The organism is Streptomyces actuosus (genome assembly GCF_016921115.1).
Classification (GTDB): domain Bacteria; phylum Actinomycetota; class Actinomycetes; order Streptomycetales; family Streptomycetaceae; genus Streptomyces; species Streptomyces actuosus_A.
Genome location: NZ_JAFFZS010000008.1, coordinates 116,100 through 135,403, shown reverse-complemented (window position 1 = coordinate 135,403; position 19,304 = coordinate 116,100). Strand labels below are relative to the sequence as shown.

The following is a 19,304-nucleotide window of genomic DNA, read 5'->3' as shown; positions in this document are numbered from 1 at the left end:
GCAGTGGGGAACAGGACAGTGCGGCGGCGGCAGCGCCGAACGACGACGGCGATCGCGGCGGGGTCCGCGCTGGGCATGACGGTGCTCCTGGGCGGCTGCGGCCTCACCGGCGGCTCCGGCGACGTGACCCTCACACTGGTCGCCGCCGACTACGGCGACAGCAAGTCCCACACCACCCGGAAGTACTGGGACGACCTCGTCGAGGCGTACGAGGCCCAGCACCCCGGGGTGCGGATCGAGGTGAGCGTCTACTCCTGGAACGACGTCGACCGCAAGGTCGAGGAGATGGTCGACGCCGGCCAGGCCCCCGACATGGCGCAGATCGGCGCGTACGCCGACTTCGCGGACAAGGGGCTGCTCTACCCGGCCGACCAGGTGCTCTCCATCCCCACGCAGGCCGACTTCGCCTCCCAGCTCGTGGAGGCGGGGCAGGTGCACGGGCAGCAGTACGGCATGCCGTTCGCCGCGTCGACGCGGCTGCTGTTCTACAACAAGGCGCTGTTCGAGAAGGCCGGCCTCACCCCGCCGACCACGTGGGCCGAGCTGGCCGACGACGCCGCGGCGCTGAAGGCGGACGGCGTGAAGTACCCGTACGCGCTGCCGCTCGGCCCCGAGGAGGCGCAGGCCGAGACGATGCAGTGGCTGCTCAGCGGCGGAGGCGGCTACACCGACACCATCGGCTCGTACAGCATCGACACCCAGCAGAACGTCGAGACGTTCACCTGGCTGAAGGACGAACTCGTCGGCAAAAACCTGACCGGCCCGGTCGCCCCGGGCAGCCTCGATCGAGCCGACGCCTTCGCCGCCTTCGCCGACGGCGACGTGGGCATGCTCAACGGTCATCCGTCGCTGATGAAGACGGCCGAGAAGAAGGGCGTCGAGTTCGGCATGGTGCCGATGCCGGGCGTGAACGGTCCCAGCCGGTCGGTGATGGGCGTCGCCGACTGGATGATGGCCTTCAAGCAGAACCAGCACCGCGAGCAGGTCGGCGCCTTCCTGGACTTCGTCTACAACGACAAGAACGTCCTCGCCTTCTCCCGCGAGTACGACCTGCTGCCGGTCACCACCTCCGCGTCCGCGGTGATGACGTCGACCCCGGCCGACCAGGACCTGGAGCCGTTCCTGGAGCAACTGCCCCTGTCCGAGCTGTACCCCGTGGGCAAGACCTCCTGGTCGTCGGTGAGTGCCTACATCAAGAAGCGGATCGGCTCCTCCGTGTCCTCCGGCGCGAGCCCCTCCGCCGTGCTGCACCAGCTCCAGGCCGCAGCGACGGCCGCGCAGAGCGCGGAGTAGGGAGGAGCGGGGAGGAGCAGGGGGAGCAGGGGAGAGCAGAGGAGAGCAGGGACGCGTGGCGGGAGCCGGGCGCCCGCGGGGGCGGCGCCGGGACCGTCGACGGGCAGTGCCGCGCCGCGGCGGGTGGCGGGAGCGCCCTGTCACCGGGCCGCGCTACGGTGCGGCCCATGGAGCAGGAACGACTGGGGGCGACGGAACGGGCCGTCCTCGCCCTGGAACGCCGGGCCTTCCCCGGACCGGGCGCCAAGGAGCGGGCCGTCCGCGAGGAGCTCGGCCTGTCGCCCGTCCGCTACTACCAGCTGCTCAACGCCCTTCTCGACGACGAGCGCGCGCTGGCCCACGACCCGGTGACGGTGAACCGGCTCCGCCGGGTGCGGGAGGCACGCCGCGAGGAACGATGACCCCGCCGCGCCTCGGGGCCCCGCACGGCCCGGCGGGAGGGCGTGCCACCCGCGGGCGGATCCGCCCGCGGGGGAGCGGCGCCGACGGGCCGGCCGGGCCCGGGCCGCCTGGGCCGCCTGGGCCGCGGGCCGGTTCGGCGGGGCCTGTGCCGGATAGGGTCAGCGCATGGGCAGTCACCATGCAGACGAGCTCCCGACTCCTACCACCCGGGCCGGCCGCGACGGGCTGAGCGCCCTGCTCGCACGGCCCGGAAAGGCCGTCGTCGCCCTCGACTTCGACGGCACCCTCGCGCCGATCGTCCCCGACCCCGACCAGGCCCGCGCCCACCCCGACGCGGTCCCCGCGCTCGCGGCGCTCGCCCCGCACGTCGCCGCCGTCGCCGTGATCACCGGCCGGCCCGCCGGCGTGGCCGTCCGCCACGGCGGTTTCGCCGGTGTGCCCGGCCTGGAGCATCTCGTCGTCCTCGGCCACTACGGCGCCGAACGCTGGGACGCCGCGACCGGGGAGATCTCCGCCCCTCCGCCCCATCCCGGCGTCGCCGCGGTCCGAGCCGAGCTGCCGGGCGTCCTGGACTCCGTCGGCGCCTGGCAGGGCACCTGGATCGAGGAGAAGGGCCGGGCCGTCGCCGTGCACACCCGGCGGGCCGCCGACCCCCAGGGCGCGTTCGAGGCCCTGCGGGCCCCCCTCACCGCCCTCGCGGGCCGGCACGGCCTCGTCGTCGAACCCGGCCGCCTGGTGCTGGAGCTGCGCCCGCCGGGCACGGACAAGGGCGTGGCGCTCACCGAGTACCTCCGCGGCGTGGGCGCCGAGGGCGTTCTCTACGCCGGCGACGACCTCGGCGACATCCCCGCCTTCGCCGCCGTGGAGAAGCTGCGGTCCGACGGCGTGCCGGGCCTGCTGGTGTGCAGCGGGAGCGCCGAGGTCACCGAGTTGACCGACCGGGCCGACCTGGTGGTCGACGGTCCCGAGGGCGTCGTACGGTTGCTGGCGGCTCTCGCCGCTCAGCTCGGCTCGGCCCGCAGCGCCTGAAGCTGCTCCAGGAACCACTGCGCGGGCGGCAGCGCCGTCGCCGCTGCCGCCAGCCGCTTGGCCCGCTCCGACCGTTCCCCGGCCGGCATGGTCAGCGCCTCGTGCAGGGCCCGTGCGGTGTCGACGACGTCGTAGGGGTTGACGCCGATGGCGTCCTCGCCCAGTTCCTCGTAGGCCCCGGCCTCGCGGGACAGCACCAGCGCGCAGCCCTCGTCGGAGACGACCGGCACCTCCTTGGCGACCAGGTTCATGCCGTCGCGGATGGGGTTGACCAGGGCCACGTCCGCCAGCCGGTAGGCGGCCAGGGAGCGCGCGAAGTCGTCCTTCACATGGAGCACGACCGGGGTCCAGCCCGGGGTGCCGTACCGCTCGTTGATCTCCGCCGCCACACGCTGCACCTCGGCGGTGTAGTCGCGGTAGACCGCCAGGTCCTGGCGGGAGGGGTAGGCGAAGGCGACGTGCACGACCCGTTCGCGCCACTCGGGGTGGTCGTCGAGGAGCCGGCCGTAGGCCAGCAGGCCGCGCACGATGTTCTTCGACAGCTCCGTGCGGTCGACGCGGACGACGGTCCTGCGGCCCGCCCCGATCTCCTCGCGCAGCGACGCCATCCGGTCGGCGACGTCGTCCTCGTGGGCGCGGCGGCGCAGGAAGTCCGCGTCCGCGCCCAGCCCGTGCACGCCGACGCGCGTCGTGCCGAGCCCGCCCGCGAACTCCTCGCAGCACGCGCGGAACGCCCGCGCCCACCGCTGGGTGAGGAAGCCGAGCCGGTCCGCTCCGAGCATGCCCGCCAGCAGCTGCCGCGCGATGTCGTCGGGCAGGATCCGGAAGTACTCGGGCGGCGCCCAGGGGGTGTGGGAGAAATGGCCGATGCGCAGGTCCGGGCGCAGGGCGCGGAGCATCCCGGGGACCAGTGTCAGGTGGTAGTCCTGCACCACGACCGCCGCGCCCTCGGCGGCCTCCTCGGCCAGCGCCTCGGCGAAGGCCCGGTTGTACGCCTCGTACGACGCCCACTGCCGCCGGAACTCCGCGTCGAAGACCGGCTCCAGCGGCGTCTGGTAGAGGAGGTGGTGGACGAACCAGAGGACGGAGTTGGCGACGCCGTTGTAGGCGTCGGCGTGGACGTCCGCCGGAATGTCCAGCATGCGTACGCCCGGCTCGCCGACCCCGCGCCGCACCGCCTCGCGATCCCCGTCGGACAGGGCCGAGCAGACCCAGAGGGCGCCCGTCTCCGGCCCGATCGCCGACAGACCCGACACGAGCCCGCCGCCGCCGCGCCGGGCGGTCAGCGAGCCGTCCTCACGCACCTGATACGAAACCGGGCCGCGATTGGACGCGACCAGTACCTCAGCACCGTCCGTGGAAGCCATAGCCCTCAACCTAGCCCGGCCCGGAAACGCTCAAACGTACGGATGAGTCACGCCGGCCATGCGGGCAATCCCGTATACAACCGGCGGATCTCGATGCTCTCCGGAGTCGCTACGCCACCTTGCGCGACGCGTACTCGGCGATCTCGATCATCGGTGGGCGCTCCTCGGTGTCCACCGAGTAGGTGCGCGGCTCGAACCCGTCCTCGCCGCGTTCGAACTGGGTGAGGGCGGGCCGGATCAGGTGGCCGCGGGCCAGGCGCAGCTGGGCGGTGCGGTAGATGGCCGCCGCCATCCGGCCCAGCGCCTGACCGTCCTGGTGGCGGTGCTTGCGCACCCCGACGTCCACCTGGGCGAGCGCGTCGAGGCCCACCAGGTGCAGGGAGTCGACCAGCATGCCCAGCTCCACGCCGTACCCGACGGGGAAGGGGAGCTGTTCGAGGAGGCTGCGGCGGGCGGCGTACTCGCCGCCCAGGGGCTGCACGAATCCGGCCAGCTGCGGCCAGTGCATGTTGAGCAGCGGGCGCGCCATCAGCTCGGTGACCCGGCCGCCCTGCCCGGCCGCGCCGCCCAGCGGACGGTCGTACATGCCCTTGACCAGGTCGATGCCGGGGTCGGTGAGCAGCGGGCCGACGATGCCGGAGACGAAGTCGGAGGAGAACTCCCTCAGGTCGGCGTCGATGAAGCAGACGATGTCCCCGCGGGTGACCAGCAGCGAGCGCCAGAGCACCTCGCCCTTGCCGGGCGCGGCCGGGATGCGCGGCAGGATGGCGTCGCGGTGGACGACCCGGGCGCCCGCCGCGGCGGCCACGGCGGAGGTACGGTCGGTGGAGCCCGAGTCGACGACGACGATCTCGTCGACGAGTGGGACCTGCTGCATGAGGTCGTGGCGGATCACGGCGACGATGTCGCCGACGGTCTCCTCCTCGTTGAGCGCGGGCAGCACGACGGACACCGACCGGCCCGTTCGCTGCTTGGCGGCAAGGATCTTGTGAAGGGGTCGATCGGTCACGGACCAGGAGCGGGTGCTCAGCCAGCGCTCGACTTCTTCCAGCACAGTCTGCGGCTCCTCACTGTTGTGATCACGCCTGGTAACCGGGTGATCCATCTCGCGGTTCGGACGACTATCTCAACTGTCCTGGCCTTCGGTTACAGTCTTGAACAACGCTGATGACCATCGCATGTCGGGGGCCACCACGCGTTCACAACCGCATACCGCTCATCCAGAGGGGCAGAGGGACACGGCCCGATGAAGCCCCGGCAACCCCCCTGATCACCGGACTCGTTCACGCGAGGCTCCCGGCCAGGGAAGGTGCCAATTCCGTCTCACGGCGAGATGCGTCGTGAGGAAGATGAGGAGAAAGGGCCTCGCCTCACATGGCTGTGCAGACTGCTGCAACCTCCACCGACTCCGCCGCCGTCGACCTCGGGCCGGCCGCCGCCCTCTCGTGTCGCGAGTGCGGCCACCGCGTGCCACTGGGCCCCCTCTTCGCCTGCGAGGAGTGTTTCGGCCCGCTGGAGATCGCCTACGACTTCTCGTCCTACGGCGCCGACGAGCTGCGCAAGCGCATCGAGGCGGGCCCGGCGAACATCTGGCGCTACGCGCCGCTGCTGCCCGTCCCCGCGGACGTGGCCGACAAGCCCAACCTGAACCCGGGCTGGACCCCGCTCGTCAAGGCCGACAACCTCGCCCGCGAGCTGGGCGTGACCGGCGGGCTGTACGTCAAGGACGACTCCGGGAACCCGACGCACTCCTTCAAGGACCGCGTCGTCGCCCAGGCGCTGGAGGCCGCGCGTGCCTTCGGCTTCACGACGTTGTCGTGCTCCTCGACCGGCAACCTCGCCGGCGCCGTGGGCGCCGCGGCGGCCCGCGCCGGATTCCGCTCCTGCGTCTTCATCCCCCACGACCTGGAGCAGGGCAAGGTCGTCATGGCCGCCGTCTACGGCGGCGAGCTCGTCGGCATCGAGGGCAACTACGACGACGTCAACCGCTTCTGCAGCGAGCTGATCGGCGACCCGGCCGGCGAGGGCTGGGGCTTCGTCAACGTCAACCTGCGGCCGTACTACGCCGAGGGATCCAAGACGCTCGCGTACGAGGTCTGCGAGCAGCTCGGGTGGCGGTTGCCGGACCAGATCGTCGTCCCCATCGCCTCCGGGTCGCAGCTCACGAAGATCGACAAGGGTCTGCAGGAACTGATCGCGCTGGGCCTGGTCGAGGACCGGCCGTACAAGATCTTCGGTGCCCAGGCCGCGGGCTGCTCGCCGGTGTCGACCGCCTTCAAGGCCGGCCACGACGTCGTCCGCCCGCAGAAGCCCGACACCATCGCCAAGTCGCTGGCCATCGGCAACCCGGCCGACGGCCCCTACGTCCTGGACATCGCGCGCCGCACCGGCGGCGCCGTGGAGGACGTCACGGACGAGCAGGTCGTCGACGCCATCAAGCTGCTGGCCCGCACCGAGGGCGTCTTCGCCGAGACCGCGGGCGGCGTGACCGTCGGCGTGACGAGGAAGCTGATCGAGAACGGCGTCCTCGACCCGGCGAGGACCACCGTCGTCCTCAACACCGGCGACGGCCTGAAGACCCTCGACGCGGTGGCCGGCACCGGTCTCACCGCCACCATCCGCCCCAACCTGGACTCCTTCCGAGAGGCTGGCCTCGCATGAGCGTGACCGTCCGCATCCCCACCATCCTGCGCACCTACACCAAAGGCCGGGCCGAGGTCGCCGCCGAGGGCGGGACCCTCGCCGAGGTCATCGCCGACCTGGAGAAGAACCACACCGGGATCTCCGCCCGGGTGCTCGACGACCAGGGCAAGCTGCGCCGGTTCGTCAACGTGTACGTGAACGACGACGACGTCCGTTTCGAGCAGGGACTGCAGACGCCGACGCCGGAGGGTGCGGGCGTGTCGATCATCCCGGCGGTCGCCGGCGGCTGACCGGTCGGGCGTCCTCGCGCCCCCCATCTCGTTACCCTCGGTAATGATATGACGAAGAGTTCACCGGATTGCCCCCTCCGTGAGAGAAGCGGAGGGGGCAATTCTGCGTGATTGAGCACGGTACAGTTGGGGAACGCGCTCCCGCTCCGAGAGTTCGGGAGCCATCGATTCCTGCCGTCGGCCCGTCAAGAAGCAGCCAAACTGTGCGCCGCAAACGCCGCTTTTGCGGCTTTTGCCCCGCCCGACTTGACCTGAATTCAGCCGATTTCTCCGCACATTCCGGACCGTGTGCGTCCAGAATTCTCGTCCGATTGACCTGTTGCAGACGGCAGTTGGACAGATACATTCAGCCGCGGTCGACGCGTTCCGGCGCACGCCCCCGGCGACTGGGGGGTGAGGTCTGACCCGGATTCGCGAAGTGCGGATCTGTGCAAGGGCCAGTAATAGGGGAGTTAGGCATGGCTCAGGGCACCGTCAAGTGGTTCAACGCGGAGAAGGGGTACGGCTTCATCGCGGTCGACGGTGGTGCGGACGTCTTCGTCCACTACAGCGCGATTCAGATGGACGGCTACCGCACCCTGGAAGAGGGCCAGCGGGTCGAGTTCGAGATCTCGCAGGGCCAGAAGGGTCCGCAGGCCGACATGGTTCGCGTCACCGCCTGAACATTCAGTACGAAGGGCCCGCACCCGCTGGGTGCGGGCCCTTCGCGCTGCCCGCACGCCCCGGCCTGTCCGGGGAGGTCGCCCGCGCGGGTCTCGCGGGCCCGGCCCGGAGCGGTGTTCGCGGGCCCGGCCGGAGTGGTGTTCGCGGGTGGCTGAGCGCCCCGCCCGATCCCCGGAGGCGCTTGCACTCGACAGGGGCGAGTGCTAATCATTGGCGTTAGCACTCTGAAGGTGAGAGTGACAGCGAAGGACCGGGTCGGTGAGGCCCGCAGGCCGGGTGGGGCAAGGGACCACGAGGTCGGCGAGCCGTCCGTCGCGGGCGCGGGCGCGGTCCGAAGGAATCACCCCCAGTCCTGGAGGGACCACTTCACATGGCCAAGATCATCGCGTTCGACGAGGAGGCGCGGCGCGGCCTCGAGCGCGGCATGAACCAGCTCGCGGACGCCGTCAAGGTGACCCTCGGCCCCAAGGGCCGCAACGTCGTCCTCGAGAAGAAGTGGGGCGCCCCCACGATCACCAACGACGGTGTCTCCATCGCCAAGGAGATCGAGCTCGAGGACCCGTACGAGAAGATCGGCGCCGAGCTGGTCAAGGAAGTAGCGAAGAAGACGGACGACGTCGCCGGCGACGGCACGACGACCGCTACGGTCCTGGCCCAGGCGCTGGTCCGCGAGGGTCTGCGCAACGTGGCCGCCGGCGCCAACCCGATGGCCCTCAAGCGCGGTATCGAGAAGGCCGTCGAGGCCGTCTCCGCCGCCCTGCTGGAGCAGGCCAAGGACGTGGAGACCAAGGAGCAGATCGCCTCCACCGCCTCCATCTCCGCCGCCGACACCCAGATCGGCGAGCTGATCGCCGAGGCCATGGACAAGGTCGGCAAGGAAGGCGTCATCACCGTCGAGGAGTCCCAGACCTTCGGTCTGGAGCTGGAGCTCACCGAGGGTATGCGCTTCGACAAGGGCTACATCTCGGCGTACTTCGCCACCGACATGGAGCGGATGGAGGCGTCGCTCGACGACCCGTACATCCTGATCGCCAACTCCAAGATCTCCTCGGTCAAGGACCTGCTCCCGCTGCTGGAGAAGGTCATGCAGTCGGGCAAGCCGCTGCTGATCATCGCCGAGGACGTCGAGGGCGAGGCCCTGTCGACCCTGGTCGTCAACAAGATCCGCGGCACCTTCAAGTCCGTCGCCGTCAAGGCCCCGGGCTTCGGCGACCGCCGCAAGGCCATGCTCGGCGACATCGCCATCCTCACGGGCGGTGAGGTCATCTCCGAGGAGGTCGGCCTCAAGCTGGAGAACGCGACCCTGGACCTCCTGGGCCGCGCCCGCAAGGTCGTCATCACCAAGGACGAGACCACCATCGTCGACGGTGCCGGCTCCTCCGACCAGGTCAACGGCCGCGTGAACCAGATCCGCGCCGAGATCGAGAACAGCGACTCCGACTACGACCGCGAGAAGCTCCAGGAGCGCCTGGCCAAGCTCGCGGGCGGCGTGGCCGTCATCAAGGCCGGTGCCGCCACCGAGGTCGAGCTCAAGGAGCGCAAGCACCGCATCGAGGACGCCGTCCGCAACGCGAAGGCGGCTGTCGAGGAGGGCATCGTCGCCGGCGGTGGCGTGGCCCTGCTCCAGGCCTCCCAGGTCTTCGAGAAGCTGGAGCTCGACGGTGACGAGGCGACCGGCGCCAACGCCGTGAAGCTCGCCCTGGAGGCCCCGCTGAAGCAGATCGCCGTCAACGGCGGTCTCGAGGGCGGCGTCGTCGTGGAGAAGGTCCGCAACCTCCAGGTCGGCCACGGCCTGAACGCCGCGACCGGCGAGTACGTCGACATGATCGCCGAGGGCATCATCGACCCGGCGAAGGTGACCCGCTCTGCTCTGCAGAACGCCGCCTCCATCGCCGCGCTGTTCCTCACCACCGAGGCCGTCATCGCCGACAAGCCGGAGAAGGCCGCGGCCCCGGCCGGCGGCGGCATGCCGGGCGGTGACATGGACTTCTGATCGGCCTGGAGGCTGATCGACCGTCCTACGGACCGAGGGCGGCACCCCCGCAGGGGGGTGCCGCCCTCGGGCGTTCGGGGAGGACCCGGACTCTCGGGGGAGCGGTCAGTCGCCCGCCGTCGGGGACGCAGGGGGCGTGCGCCCGGCCAGGACGTCCTTGAGCCGCTCGGTGCCCTGCTGCACCGCGGCGTTCACCGAGTCCTGCGCGCCGCCGTCCGGCCCGCCGGCCGTCACGGTGATCGCGTCGTTGCCGACGCGCACGACGCCGACGTCGAGGGTGAGCGTGGTGGGTTGCCCGTCGGCGGAGCCCTGGACCGTCACCTCCAGCCCCTGCCGTGCGTCGCCCTCCTTCGGCAGCGAGGTCTCGATGACCTGCACGGTGCGTGTGCCGCCCTGGGGGTCGGTCGCGGTGAACTGGTCGCACGTGTCGGGCAGGGACGTGAGCCACTTCATCGAGTCGTCCAGGGCCTTCTTGTCGTACGCGGCGACCTGGTACAGCAGACGGGAGTCGCCCTCCTCGAAACCGGTGAGCGCGGACGCGCCGGAGGGCTTGCCGAGCAGGTCCTCGCTGTAGAGGCCGTCCAGCAGCCGCTGGCAGTCGGCGGCGTCCGCCTTGGCGGTGAGGAAGGCGTCGACGTCGACCTTCCCCGCGACCAGGTCGTCCTTCCACTTGTCGGCGTCGTCGACCTGCTGCCAGTCCCCCTCGATGTCCGCCTCGGTGATCAGCGCCGTCTTCGCCCCGGCCTCGGTGAGGGTGGCGGAGGCCGAGGAGGTGGCCCGCGCGGCGGGCGCTGCGGCCCGGGAGGTGGCCGCGGCCGGGGACGCGGTGGTCTGCGGGCTCGCGGTCTCGTCGTCGCCGTTCGAGCAGGCCCCGGTGGCCAGCAGGGCTCCCACCGCCAAAGGGGCGGCGACAACGCGGGCGGGGCGGAACGGGCGGGTCATGGCAGGACCTCCTGGGGGCGCGGGCGATGCCACCAGCGCACCACCGCGCCGGACCGTCCACCAGCGCTCGCGACCGTCCGGGTGAGGAGGCGTCGCGGCCCGGCCGGCGGTCGGGACCGGTCCGTCCGCAACGCCCACGCGGCTTCCCGGAGCGGGTGCCGCGGGCCCGTGCTCCCCGGCCGGATCCCGAGGGACCGGGAGGGGCGGGGGCGGGAGGCGGAGCCGGGCCCCGCCCCGCGGCGGCGGCGAGTGGTGCGGATCACAGCGCGCGGAGGTGCGGGGCGGAATGCGGGTCGCGGATACTTCCGTTCACTTAAGCAGGTGCAACAATGCGCGTGCACATACTGTTCGGTCTGCCCTGTCGCCCCACGAGGAGCCCCACGTGACCTCCACCCCCGACGCCGCCACCTCCCGCGCCGCCGAGATCCTCTCCCGGCCGATCTCCGTCAACGGTCTGACCGTTCCCAACCGCATCGTCATGGCGCCGATGACGCGGATGTTCTCCCCCGGCGGCGTTCCGGGCGAGGACGTGCGGTCGTACTACGCCCGCCGTGCCGCCGCGGGCGTCGGGCTCATCGTGACGGAGGGCACCTACGTCGGGCACGAGTCGGCCGGAGAGAGCGACCGTGTGCCGCGGTTCAGCGGCGCGGAGCAGCTCGCGGGGTGGGCGAAGGTCGCCGACGCCGTGCACGCGGCGGGCGGCACGATCGTTCCGCAGCTGTGGCACATCGGCATGGTGCGCAAGCCGGGCCGGGCACCGTACCCGGAGGCCCCCGCCGTCGGACCGTCCGGAGTGCGGCTCGACGGCACCGAGGGCACCGGCCGGGCGATGACGCAGCAGGACCTGGACGACGTCGTCGAGGCCTTCGCCCGGGCCGCCGCCGACGCCGAGCGCATCGGGTTCGACGGCGTGGAGATCCACGGCGCCCACGGATACCTGATCGACCAGTTCCTGTGGTCCGGCACCAACCGCCGGACCGACTCCTACGGCGGCGACCCGGTCGCCCGCGCCCGCTTCGCCGCCGAGATCACCGCGGCCGTGCGGGCCGCGGTCTCCCCGTCCTTCCCGGTGATCTTCCGGTACTCGCAGTGGAAGCAGGAGGCCTACGACGCCCGGCTCGCCGAGACCCCGCAGGAGCTGGAGGCGATCCTGGCTCCGATCGCCGCGGCCGGCGCCGACGCCTTCCACGCCTCCACCCGGCGCTACTGGCTGCCCGAGTTCGAGGGTGCCGACCTCAACCTGGCCGGCTGGACGAAGAAGCTGACCGGCAAGCCCACCATCACCGTGGGCTCCGTGGGCCTGAACGGCGACTTCATCAAGGCCTTCCAGGGCCAGGGCGCCGAGCTGGGCGACCTCGACAACCTCCTCGACCGGCTGGAGCGCGACGAGTTCGACCTGGTCGCCGTCGGCCGGGCGCTCCTCCAGGACCCGCTGTGGGCGCAGAAGGTGCTGGCGGGCCGCTTCGACGAGCTGACGCCGTACGACGCCGCGGCGCTGAAGACGCTCAGCTGACCCGGCACGGGGCCTGCGACGGCCGGGGTGCGGGACGCGCCCCGGCCGTCCGCCGTTCCCGGCGGCTCCCCCGGACTCCGCCCGCCTTCCTTCTCGCCTCCCCCGTCCTCCTCGTCGAGCGGGTCAGGCAGCCGCTCGATCGAGGCGGCGACGCGGCTCGGCCGGGTCGCCGTGCCCGCGCAGGACGGTGTCCCACGGCGCGGCGGTCGGCGCGGGCGCGGCACTGTCGCCGTCGGCCGTGGCTGCGTCCGTCCCGAGGGCCGCGGGTCGCGGGCCGGGCGCCGGCTCCCCCGACGGCACCGGCGACCGGACCGGCCGCGACGGTGGCGTCCGTCCGCTGGCGTGGCCGCCGTCAAAGATTGCCCATCGGCTCGATGTCCACCTTCACCGGTGTGCCCCACACCCGCAGCACCTCGTAGTCGGTGAACTCGTGCACGAGCCGGTACGCCGTCGCCGCCCGGGGCCCGCGGCGCTGCGCGGCCAGGTAGAGCTCGGCCTCACGGCGGTCGTGGCGCGGGGTGCCGCACAGCTGCCACTCGCGCCCGTTCCACAGCTCCGGCAGCCACCGCTGCTGCGGCTGCGGGCGGTCGCCGCGGACACCGTAGCGGGTCGGGACCCGCTCCACGGTCCCGGCGGGCTGCCGGGGTCGGCCGTAGGCACCGTCGACCTCCGAGCGGCGGGCGGCGCGGCGCCGCGTCTCGCACAGCAGACAGAGGTCGGGCGCGCTCTCGTCGACGGGGCCGGTCGGATGCTCGGCGCAGCGGGTGCTGGCGGCGGCTCCCGTGAGGCCGTCCTCCAGCAGGTCCAGGGCCCGCCGCAGATCCGCCCTGATCTCGTGCAGCCGGGTGTCCGGCGTGTCGGAGGTCAGGGACTCCCCGTGCTCCCCGAGCAGCCGGAGGGCGCGCCCGAGGGCGGTCAGCTGGGCATGGTTCATGGGGCCAGTGTGCGTGACCCGCGCGGAACGCGGCCAGCACTGCTTCCGGTCCGTTGCGCGTCCTCACCGGTGCGGGCGGCGCCGTCCGGCCGGAACAGCGCGTACGTCGCCACGAAGCCCACCGCGTACCCGGTCAGCAGCCCGCCGGCGTAGATCGCCGCCGTCGCGGCCGGCCCGCGGTTGCCCGCCAGCAGCGGGAACAGGGCCCAGCCCGACGGGCCGATCGCCGTGGCGCCGACCCGGTCGCCGAGCATGGCGAAGAGGCCGACGAAGGCGCCACCGGCCGCCCCGCCCGCGCACGCCGTCAGGAAGGGGCGGCCGAGCGGCAGGGACACCCCGTAGATCAGCGGCTCGCCCACGCCGAGCAGCCCGGCGGGCAGCGCGGACCTGATGGTCGCGCACAGGGAGGCGTCGTGCCGGAGCCGGACGTAGACCGCAAGGGACGCGCCGACCTGCCCCGCGCCCGCCATCGCCAGTACGGGGAGGAGGGCGGTGGCACCCTGCTCGTCGATGAGGGTGGCGTGGAGGGGGATCAGCGCCTGGTGCAGGCCCAGCATGACGAGGGGGAGGAAGAGGCCGCCCAGGACCAGGCCCGCCACGGCCCCCGTCGTCGACAGCAGCCAGGTCGCCCCCGTGCCGATCGCGGTGGAGACCGCCCCGGCGGCGTACATCAGGCCGTACAGCGTGGCCAGGCCCGCGACCAGGACGGTCACGGTGGGCGTGAGCAGGGTGTCGAGCGCGTCCGGGAACCGGCCCCGGCACCACTTCTCCACGTACGTCCCGAGCAGCGCTGCCGCCAAGGCGCCCAGGACGCCCCCCTGACCGGGGGAGAGGGCCGCCCCGAACGCCGTCACCTTCGCCACGCCCGGGTGGACGACCACCGCGGCGACCGCGCCGCCGAGCACCGGGGTGCCGCCGAACTCCTTCGCCGTGTTGTGCCCGACGAACACCGCGATCAGCGCCATGAACGCCGACGCCACCGCCGCGAGCGCCGGGGTCAGTCCCGGCAGCAGACCGGCGTTGACCAGCAGCCCGTTCAGACCGGCGAGGATGCCGCAGCCGACCAGGGCCGGGACGAGCGGCACGAAGACGTTCGCGACGCGGCGCAGGGCGAGCTTGAGCGGGGTGGCGTTGCGCCGCCGCCGCTCCTCCCGCAGCCGCGCGCCCCGTGCCGCCAGCGCGGGCGCCGCCCCCGGCCCGGCCGGCTCTCCCGCCCGTGCCGTCTCCGCCGGGACCGCTTCGTCCGTCGCCGGGGGCACAGCACCCCCGTCCCCGGCCGCCGCGGCGGTCAGCGCCTCGACCTGCGCCGTCACCGCCGCGACCGTACCCGGCCCCAGTACCACCTGGCAGCCGCCGTCGGCCACCACGCCGAGCACGCCGGGCACCGCCCGCAACGCCTCCGCGTCGACGAGCGACGGGTCGGCGAGTGCGAGGCGCAGGCGGGTCATGCAGTGGGCGACGGATGTGATGTTGCCGGTGCCGCCGACCAGCGGGAGGATCGCGGCGGCCGTCTCACGGGGTTGGATGCGCACCCTGAGAGCGTGCGGCTCAGCCCGTCGCCGCCGCCAGCGCGGCACGCAGTCGGCCGCCGGACTCCTCCAGAAGGCGGGCGGCCGTCGGGCCGTCGACACCGGCCAGCAGGGCCAGCACGGCGTGCTTCACCTCCCCGTCGGTGGCCTTGAGCGCCGCCTCGACCTCGGCCTCCCCGGCCCCGGTGGCCAGGGCGACGATCCGCCGGGAGCGGGCGCGCAGCTTGTCGTTGGAGGCGCGCACGTCGACCATCAGGTTCCCGTAGGTCTTGCCCAACCGGATCATCGTGATCGTCGAGAGCATGTTGAGGACGAGCTTCTGCGCCGTGCCGGCCTTCAGCCGGGTCGAGCCGGTGAGGAGTTCCGGGCCCACCACGACCTCGATGCCGTGCTCGGCAGCCGCCGCGAGCGCGCTGCCCGTGTTGCACGACAGACCGATCGTCAGGGCGCCCCGTGCGCGGGCGTGTTCCACGGCACCGACGGCGTAGGGGGTGCGGCCCGAGGCGGAGACGCCGACCACGCTGTCGTCCGGGGTCAGCCCCAGAGCGTCGAGGTCGGCCCGAGCCAGCTCCTCGGAGTCCTCGGCGCCCTCCACCGAGGTCACCATCGCCTGCGGGCCTCCCGCGATCAGGCCGACGACCTGCGCCGGATCGGTGTTGAAGGTGGGCGGGCACTCGGAGGCGTCCAGGACGCCCAGCCGACCGGCGGTGCCCGCACCGGCGTAGACCAGCCTCCCGCCGCGCCCCATGCGCGCCGCCACGGCGTCGATCGCGGCGGCGATCTGCGGGAGGCACCCGGCGACGGCCGCGGGCACCGTGGCGTCCTCGCCGTTCATGAGCCGGGCGAGGTCCAGGGTCGGCAGCCGGTCGATGTCGGCGAGCTCGGGGCGGAACGCCTCGGTGGTGAGGGCGGAGAGCTCGCAGAGGAGGTCGTGGGGGTCGGAGGGGGAGGTCATCAGGGGGCGGCTCTTTCTGGGTGCGGTGAGATGTCCGTCCCGAGGGGCGCGGGTGACTGCGCGACCGGCCACGACGAGCCCGCAGGGACCCGGAACCCGCGGGCCTTGGGGCTACTTGCGGTGCCGGTGCGCCAGCGCCTCGTACGACGCCGTGAGCGCCGGTGCCGCGATGTCGTACGTCCGCTGCGCCACGCCCACGAAGAGGCAGTCCACGACCAGCAGTTGGCTGGTCCGCGAGGACATCGCGGCGGGCCGCAGCTCGGTCTCCCGGGAGGTCGAGGTGGTCAGTACGTGGTCGGCGTACTGGGTGACGGCGCTGTTCGGCAGCCCGGTGATCGCGACGGTGGTCGCGCCGCGCTCGAAGGCGACCCGCAGCGGTTCGATGACGTCGCCGGTGGAACCGGAGTGGGTGATGGCGATCGCCACGTCCCCGGAGCGCAGTTGGACGGCGTTGGTGACGGCGAGGTGCGGATCGCTGTGGGCGTGGGCTATCCGTCCTATCCGCAGCAGCTTCTGGGTCAGGTCCTGCGCGACCAGTCCGGAGGCGCCGATGCCGTAGACGTCGACGCGGCGGGCCGCGGCCGCGGCGGTGACGGCGGCCCCGAGTTGGGCGGTGTCCAGGCCGGCGGCGGTGTCGGCGAGGGTCTGCTGCTCCTCGTAGGCGAGTTTGGCGACCACGTCGGTGATCGGGTCGTCGACCGAGATGCCGGTGGTGATGGTGGGCGCGCGGCCCGACTGCTGCTGGGCGGCGAGGCCGGCCAGGGCGAGGCGCAGGCCGCGGTAACCGGGGTAGCCGAGGAGGCGGGCGGTGCGCACGACCGTCGCCTCGCTGGTGCCGGTGCGTTCGGCGAGGCCGGTGACCGTCAGGGCCGCGCAGCCGGCCGGGTCGTTCGCGACGGCCTCGGCGACGCGCTGCACGGAGCGGGTCATCGAGGGGGCGAGCGTGCGCACCTTGGAGGCCAGCGCACCCCCGAAAGTTCCCTTCACGTCCTGGGTCACCCCTGAAAGGTATTTTCGGGTCGGGTCGGGGTCAAGTGCGCGCACAATGGGGGGATGGATCCCGTCAGTCCCCTGGAACAGGCCCTGCACGCCGCGCGCGCCCTCGTGCTCGCGGATCTCGTGGCGCGGGAGGTCGCCGAGGCGGATGTGGTCTCGCTGGTGGAGGAGTCCGTCGCCCAGCGGCGCTGGTGGGTCGAGCAGTGGCCGGAGGGTGCGGGCTTCGTCGCCGGACTGGTCGCCCAGGACGTGCAGGACGCCCTGCTGGACCGGTACGGCCGATGGCCGCTGTGCCCGGTCTGCGGCTCCGGAGATCCGCACGCCCTGGAGGTCGAGCCGGAACTGGGGCCCGACCCGCACTGGGTGTGCCACCAGGCGGGTGTGAAGGTCGCCGCGATCGGCTCGCTGGGCCGGGCGCTCGGCGGGGCGTCCCCGTCGTGACCGTCTACATCGATCCGCCCGGCTGGCCGGGGCACGGCCGCCTCTGGTCGCACCTGGTCAGCGACAGCTCCTACGACGAACTGCACGCCTTCGCCGCCCGGTTGGGCGTGCCGCCGCGGGCCTTCGAACGCGACCACTACGACATTCCCTCCGACCGGTACGCCGACGTGGTGGGCGCGGGCGCGGTGGAGGTGAGCAGCCGGGAGGTGGTCCGCCTGCTGCACGGTTCGGGACTGCGCCGGCGCAAGCGGGCCCGCGCCGTCCCCGGCGGGGCGTCCGGCACGGGCCGCACGCACGAAGGCGGGGCCCGCTGAGCCGCCCCCACGGCGCCCGCCGCGCCGCGCGGCGGTGATGCGGGGAGCAGGGCGATCGCGGGCCGGCCCCGGACGAGCGCGCGCCTCGGACGGGTGGCGAGGGCGGCGCCGGCCGCCCGAAGTCGCGCAGCGGCGGGGATCTTTCGCCGCACGGCCCCGCGGTGCGTGCGGCGGAGCCCTCAGCCGCGCCGCACGTACAGGCGCAGCCCCGGTTCCAGGTCGTGCTGCCCGTGGGCCGTCCGCTCCTCCTCCACCGTCGCCCGGGTGAATCCGGCCCGCTCCGCGACGCTCTGCGAGGGGCGGTTGTCGTCGTCGATCGCGGCGAACAGCAGTCGTATGCCGTCCCGGGCGAGCGCCCGGTCGGCCAGTGCCGTGAGTGCCTCGCTCGCGTAGCCGTGGCCGCGGGCGGACTCGGCGAGGTCGTAGCCGACCTCGGCACGCTGCTCGTCGTCGGGGGCGCCGTGGAAGCCCATGCCGCCGACGGCCCGCCCGTCCTCCTTCCGCACCAGGACGAACAGGCCCCACTCCGGGCGGTGTACGCCCGCCTCGTACGCCTTGACGACCGTGCCGGCGGCGTCGCGGGTGCCCTGGAACGGTCCGTCCTCGACCCAGGTGAAGCCGCCGTCGCCGCCGAGGGCCAGGTCGCGGGCGGCGGCCGGGGTGACGCCGTGGAGGGTGAGGCGGCCGGCGGGGACGACGGGGGGCAGGTACCAGTGCCACCGGGTGACGGGGGCGCGGCCGGGCAGGTCGCCGCGGCCGGTGGCCCACAGCAGGGTGGGCCAGGCGGCGGAGCCGGGCCGGACGTGCGGGAAGAGGAGGGTGAGGACGTCCTCGGCGAGTTGGGCGGGCGGCTCGTAGGCCACGCCGAGCCCCTCGGCGATGTCGTGCGTGTGCAGCAGCACCTCCGTGACCCCCATCGCGGCGAAGCCCGAGCGGTCCGCGCCGCCGAAGGGGAACGGGTGGAAGGCGCGGGCCTCACGGGGCGCGGTGCGCACGGCCGCCGCGAGCAGCGCGCCGGTCGTCCCGATCACATCCAGGACGTCTGCGGTGCCGGCCGGTTCGAGGCCGTCCTCGCTGCCCTCGAAGGTGATCTCGAAGGGGGCGTATCGGTTCTGCACCCGGCCCGCCAACTGGCCCGCGTAGGCGATGAGATCGCTCGCGATGTGCTCGGCCGTGCGCCGGCAGCTCCATTCCAGTCGGCCGGCCCGGACCGCGTCCCAGTCCCGGTCGGCCGCCGGCCGCAATGTCTCCAGGCAGCCCTCGACGGCCTGCTCCACCTGATCTCCGCCCATGATGCGCATGCGGGCAGCCTAGGCGGCGCCCGTCGGTCAGGGCGACAGCGTTTCGAGCTCGGCGGTGAGGTTGCGGCGGGCGGCCGCCGCCCAGTGCTCCTGACCGTACGGCGTCCTGAACAGCCTTGGCAGGGCGAGGAGTTGGCGCAGGATCGCGGCGCGGCCGGAGCGGAAGAGGTCGCTCGGCACGAAGTGGTACTCCTTGCGCACCGCCGCGGTGTAGGCGGCGTACGCGGACGGTGGCGCGGCGAGGATCGCCAGGTCGGCGTCGCACAGGACCTGGCCGTCGCGGTCGTCGTCGGCCGGGTCGTGGGTGACGGTGAGCCGGACCAGGCGGGCGACCTCGTCGGTCCTCGCCCGTGGCACCCCGGCCTCGGTCAGGGCGCGTTCGGCGAGGTGGGCGGAGCGCTCCTCGTTCTCGGAGCGGTCCGGCAGGTAGACCGCGTCGTGGAACCAGGCCGCCAGGCGCACGGCGCCGGCGTCGTCGGCGTACCCCTCCAGCACGTCGATGTGGTCCAGGACCGCGGTGAGGTGGGTGAGTGTGTGGTAGTGCCGCTGGGGCTCCTGCCAGCGGGCGAGCAGATTGTCCGCGTACGGCGACGGATCGGGGCCGGAGGTCAGGTCCCGGGCTGCGGCCAGGGTGCGGGCGAAGCGTGCGCGCAGGGCGTCGAGGTCGGCCATGCGGACATTGTGCCGCCGGTGTGTACG

The 19,304-nt window shown here is 73.1% G+C and carries 19 protein-coding genes and 1 riboswitch; of the genes, 10 read left to right on the top strand and 9 right to left on the bottom strand.

Going from position 1 to position 19,304, the window contains the following annotated elements; genetic code table 11:
- Positions 1 to 75 precede the first annotated feature (75 nt).
- The 3 genes from JS756_RS13175 to otsB all read left to right on the top strand — a co-directional run bounded on the left by JS756_RS13175 (position 76) and on the right by otsB (position 2,724).
- Positions 76 to 1,293 carry an ABC transporter substrate-binding protein gene (locus JS756_RS13175; protein ID WP_205383372.1) on the top strand — a complete coding sequence of 406 codons (1,218 nt, stop codon included), beginning with the start codon at positions 76 to 78 and terminating at the stop codon, positions 1,291 to 1,293.
- A gap of 167 nt (positions 1,294 to 1,460) precedes the next feature.
- Positions 1,461 to 1,694 carry a DUF3263 domain-containing protein gene (locus tag JS756_RS13170; RefSeq protein WP_205383255.1) on the top strand — a complete coding sequence of 78 codons (234 nt, stop codon included), beginning with the start codon at positions 1,461 to 1,463 and terminating at the stop codon, positions 1,692 to 1,694.
- A gap of 166 nt (positions 1,695 to 1,860) precedes the next feature.
- Positions 1,861 to 2,724: a trehalose-phosphatase gene (gene otsB, locus JS756_RS13165; protein WP_205383254.1), complete on the top strand. Its 864-nt coding sequence runs from the start codon at positions 1,861 to 1,863 to the stop codon at positions 2,722 to 2,724.
- On the opposite strand, the gene JS756_RS13160 is transcribed toward otsB, so the two are convergent.
- Complete coding sequence (locus tag JS756_RS13160; protein WP_205383253.1) at positions 2,697 to 4,091, bottom strand: alpha,alpha-trehalose-phosphate synthase (UDP-forming); 1,395 nt, start codon at positions 4,089 to 4,091, stop codon at positions 2,697 to 2,699. The two genes, otsB and JS756_RS13160, sit on opposite strands and share 28 nt — an antisense overlap.
- 109 nt (positions 4,092 to 4,200) lie before the next feature.
- The gene (locus JS756_RS13155) at positions 4,201 to 5,145 is read right to left on the bottom strand and encodes a glucosyl-3-phosphoglycerate synthase (RefSeq protein WP_205383252.1); all 945 of its coding nucleotides are present in this window, start codon (positions 5,143 to 5,145) and stop codon (positions 4,201 to 4,203) included.
- A gap of 159 nt (positions 5,146 to 5,304) precedes the next feature.
- Positions 5,305 to 5,447: riboswitch (SAM riboswitch) on the top strand.
- An 18-nt stretch (positions 5,448 to 5,465) separates the two neighbouring features.
- On the opposite strand from JS756_RS13155, the gene thrC reads away from it, so the two are divergent.
- From thrC to groL, 4 genes are all read left to right on the top strand, one after another.
- A complete protein-coding gene (gene thrC, locus JS756_RS13150; RefSeq protein WP_205383251.1) occupies positions 5,466 to 6,752 on the top strand; it encodes a threonine synthase in 1,287 nt (428 codons plus the stop codon).
- Positions 6,749 to 7,024: a MoaD/ThiS family protein gene (locus JS756_RS13145; protein ID WP_205383250.1), complete on the top strand. Its 276-nt coding sequence runs from the start codon at positions 6,749 to 6,751 to the stop codon at positions 7,022 to 7,024. The genes thrC and JS756_RS13145 overlap by 4 nt, the downstream gene beginning before the upstream one ends.
- Before the next feature lie 458 nt (positions 7,025 to 7,482).
- Positions 7,483 to 7,686 (top strand): cold-shock protein, encoded by a 204-nt coding sequence (locus JS756_RS13140; RefSeq protein ID WP_004986573.1) that lies wholly within the window; start codon positions 7,483 to 7,485, stop codon positions 7,684 to 7,686.
- 371 nt (positions 7,687 to 8,057) lie between these two features.
- A complete protein-coding gene (gene groL / locus JS756_RS13135; RefSeq protein WP_205383249.1) occupies positions 8,058 to 9,680 on the top strand; it encodes a chaperonin GroEL in 1,623 nt (540 codons plus the stop codon).
- A 105-nt stretch (positions 9,681 to 9,785) separates the two neighbouring features.
- Here the strand turns inward: groL and JS756_RS13130 are convergent, their stop codons facing one another.
- Positions 9,786 to 10,622, bottom strand: coding sequence for a hypothetical protein (locus JS756_RS13130; RefSeq protein WP_205383248.1), 837 nt, complete (start codon positions 10,620 to 10,622; stop codon positions 9,786 to 9,788).
- Between the two features lie 382 nt (positions 10,623 to 11,004).
- Between JS756_RS13130 and JS756_RS13125 the strand changes: the two genes are divergently transcribed.
- The gene (locus JS756_RS13125; protein WP_307790577.1) at positions 11,005 to 12,135 is read left to right on the top strand and encodes an NADH:flavin oxidoreductase; all 1,131 of its coding nucleotides are present in this window, start codon (positions 11,005 to 11,007) and stop codon (positions 12,133 to 12,135) included.
- Positions 12,136 to 12,487: 352 nt separating this feature from the next.
- Here JS756_RS13125 and JS756_RS13120 read toward each other — a convergent pair whose 3' ends face one another.
- The 4 genes from JS756_RS13120 to JS756_RS13105 all read right to left on the bottom strand — a co-directional run bounded on the left by JS756_RS13120 (position 12,488) and on the right by JS756_RS13105 (position 16,552).
- A complete protein-coding gene (locus JS756_RS13120; protein ID WP_205383246.1) occupies positions 12,488 to 13,069 on the bottom strand; it encodes a hypothetical protein in 582 nt (193 codons plus the stop codon).
- A complete protein-coding gene (locus JS756_RS13115) occupies positions 13,066 to 14,601 on the bottom strand; it encodes a PTS transporter subunit EIIC (protein WP_205383245.1) in 1,536 nt (511 codons plus the stop codon). Before JS756_RS13115 ends, JS756_RS13120 begins: the two co-directional genes overlap by 4 nt.
- Before the next feature lie 16 nt (positions 14,602 to 14,617).
- Positions 14,618 to 15,553: an N-acetylmuramic acid 6-phosphate etherase gene (gene murQ, locus JS756_RS13110; protein WP_205383244.1), complete on the bottom strand. Its 936-nt coding sequence runs from the start codon at positions 15,551 to 15,553 to the stop codon at positions 14,618 to 14,620.
- Between the two features lie 111 nt (positions 15,554 to 15,664).
- Complete coding sequence (locus tag JS756_RS13105; RefSeq protein ID WP_307790574.1) at positions 15,665 to 16,552, bottom strand: MurR/RpiR family transcriptional regulator; 888 nt, start codon at positions 16,550 to 16,552, stop codon at positions 15,665 to 15,667.
- Between the two features lie 54 nt (positions 16,553 to 16,606).
- Between JS756_RS13105 and JS756_RS13100 the strand changes: the two genes are divergently transcribed.
- Together JS756_RS13100 and JS756_RS13095 are read left to right on the top strand one after the other, a co-directional pair.
- Positions 16,607 to 16,990, top strand: coding sequence for a DUF8819 family protein (locus tag JS756_RS13100; protein ID WP_205383243.1), 384 nt, complete (start codon positions 16,607 to 16,609; stop codon positions 16,988 to 16,990).
- Complete coding sequence (locus tag JS756_RS13095; protein WP_205383242.1) at positions 16,987 to 17,304, top strand: DUF4031 domain-containing protein; 318 nt, start codon at positions 16,987 to 16,989, stop codon at positions 17,302 to 17,304. Before JS756_RS13100 ends, JS756_RS13095 begins: the two co-directional genes overlap by 4 nt.
- 179 nt (positions 17,305 to 17,483) lie before the next feature.
- Here JS756_RS13095 and JS756_RS13090 read toward each other — a convergent pair whose 3' ends face one another.
- Both JS756_RS13090 and JS756_RS13085 read right to left on the bottom strand, forming a co-directional pair.
- On the bottom strand, positions 17,484 to 18,605 hold the full coding sequence (locus JS756_RS13090) for a GNAT family N-acetyltransferase (RefSeq protein ID WP_438817310.1): 1,122 nt from the start codon (positions 18,603 to 18,605) through the stop codon (positions 17,484 to 17,486).
- A gap of 27 nt (positions 18,606 to 18,632) precedes the next feature.
- Positions 18,633 to 19,277 (bottom strand): HD domain-containing protein, encoded by a 645-nt coding sequence (locus JS756_RS13085; RefSeq protein ID WP_205383241.1) that lies wholly within the window; start codon positions 19,275 to 19,277, stop codon positions 18,633 to 18,635.
- Between the last annotated feature and the right edge of the window lie 27 nt (positions 19,278 to 19,304).